The organism is Nocardia sp. NPDC049707 (genome assembly GCF_040674855.1).
Classification (GTDB): Bacteria; Actinomycetota; Actinomycetes; order Mycobacteriales; family Mycobacteriaceae; genus Nocardia.
Genome location: NZ_JBFANN010000118.1, coordinates 1 through 1,709, shown reverse-complemented (window position 1 = coordinate 1,709; position 1,709 = coordinate 1). Strand labels below are relative to the sequence as shown.

2 protein-coding genes are annotated in these 1,709 nt (G+C 65.0%); both read right to left on the bottom strand.

Annotated features, from left to right (window positions below):
- Positions 1 to 150 precede the first annotated feature (150 nt).
- Entirely contained in the window at positions 151 to 411 is a 261-nt protein-coding gene (locus tag AB0J29_RS37160; protein ID WP_364796055.1) for a hypothetical protein, read from the bottom strand.
- Between the two features lie 360 nt (positions 412 to 771).
- Positions 772 to 1,578: an alpha/beta fold hydrolase gene (locus tag AB0J29_RS37155; protein ID WP_364796053.1), complete on the bottom strand. Its 807-nt coding sequence runs from the start codon at positions 1,576 to 1,578 to the stop codon at positions 772 to 774.
- Positions 1,579 to 1,709: the final 131 nt, after the last annotated feature.

Sequence of the window (1,709 nt, the reverse complement as noted above, 5' to 3'; positions counted from 1 at the left end):
AAGGCAACATCGACCGCAACACCTACAAAACCCAGATCAGCATCCACATCCTGCCCGGTTGACAAACCGGACAGGACCCAAACTGCGCGGCATTGGGCCTAACGCTGCACAATCCGAACTCTCCGACGGTGGAAGGTCCGGTGATCAGGATCAAGTCTGTCGGCACCCGCCGGGCGGTATCGGGCGGTGATCGGTGATGGCCTTGGGCAGCTGCACCGAGTCCTTGTTGAGTGCCGCGATCACCGGAATCAGCAGCACGGCCAGCACATACCAGCGCGGCCCGGCAGCCGGCCGATCCACAGCGCGCCGCACCAGCGCCACCGCGGCTACGCCACCACCATCGCGCCAGGTCAGCGCCACCGCGACCACGACCGGCAACATGAACATCACCGCACTACTCGGCAGTGACATAGCACCCCTACCGAACCCGCCCGTGATCGCGCCGAGCAGATAGAACGGAATCGACAGTGCCGCAACGAGGCTCAGAAAATCAGCGGCCGACCTCGCACTCCCACCACACCCACAATACAAAGATCACCCCGCTCGACACCCTCCCGAGCCACGGTCACCGAGGTCCAGCTGCCGCCGGCCTGTCCTGCGTTGCAGGCAGGGGGCGGCTGGATTTCGGTCCGCTGTCGCTCACCATGTCCGAGATCGGCGGGAAACAGAAATCCGCGCCGTGGCGCCCGGCCTCATTGCAGCACGGAAATGGTTCGGACAACTACCCGAATGCAAGCGGGAAGGAGACGTCCGGGCCGGACGCAGTAGCCATTAAGACCGTTCGGTCAAGAAGCCCACCACAGCGTCCAGGAACTCCGTCTGCCCCTCGATATTCGCCAGGTGCACCGTGGGCAGCAGGGTGAATCGCGCGCCGGGGACGATCGCGGCGAGCTTCTTCCCGTGGTCGGCGGATGTGACGGTGTCGTACTCGCCGGCGATGACCAAGGTCGGGTTGGGGATGAGCGTGGCGGTGCGGCGCAGGTCGGCGTCGCGCACCGCAGCCCAGTTCCCGGCCACGCTCTCGCGCTGCGTGGCGAGCAGGGTTCGACGGAAGCCCTCGACGACCTCGTTGCCGTCCTGCAACATCCGGGCCGGGAACCAGTTGTGCAGAAACATCTCCGCGGTGGCCTGCATATCGGGGGCTGCCAGCAGTTCAGCGATCGATCGATCCCACTGATCCGCCGGGCCCAGATGCGCGGCGGTGTTGGAGAGCACCAAGCGGTCGACGCGCTCCGGAACGTGGATCCCCAACCACTGCGCGACGATTCCGCCCATGGACAAGCCCAGCACGTGCACCCGCGGCAGGTCCAGGGCATCCAGCAGCTCCACCACGTCACGCCCCAACCGGTCCAGGGAATACGGGCCGCTCGGAACACCGGAGGCGCCGTGGCCGCGTGCGTCGTAACGCAGCAGCCGGAAGTGCTCGGTGAGAGCCGACACCTGGCCGTCCCACATGTGCAGATCGGTACCGATCGAGTTCGAGAGCAGCAGCACCGGCTTGCTCTCGTCACCGTCGAAGCGGTAGGCGATGCGGACGCCATCCCCGGTGGTGATGGCGGTACGGGTCTGAGAAGTCATATCAGCTCCAGTGATCTTGTGGCTATGTACTCAGCCTAAGTGAGCGTCTGAGAACTGTGTCAGGTGCGAGCGAGGCGGCGTGACATGACAGCAATCATGGCGATGTAGACGATCGCTTCGTGGTGGTCGGG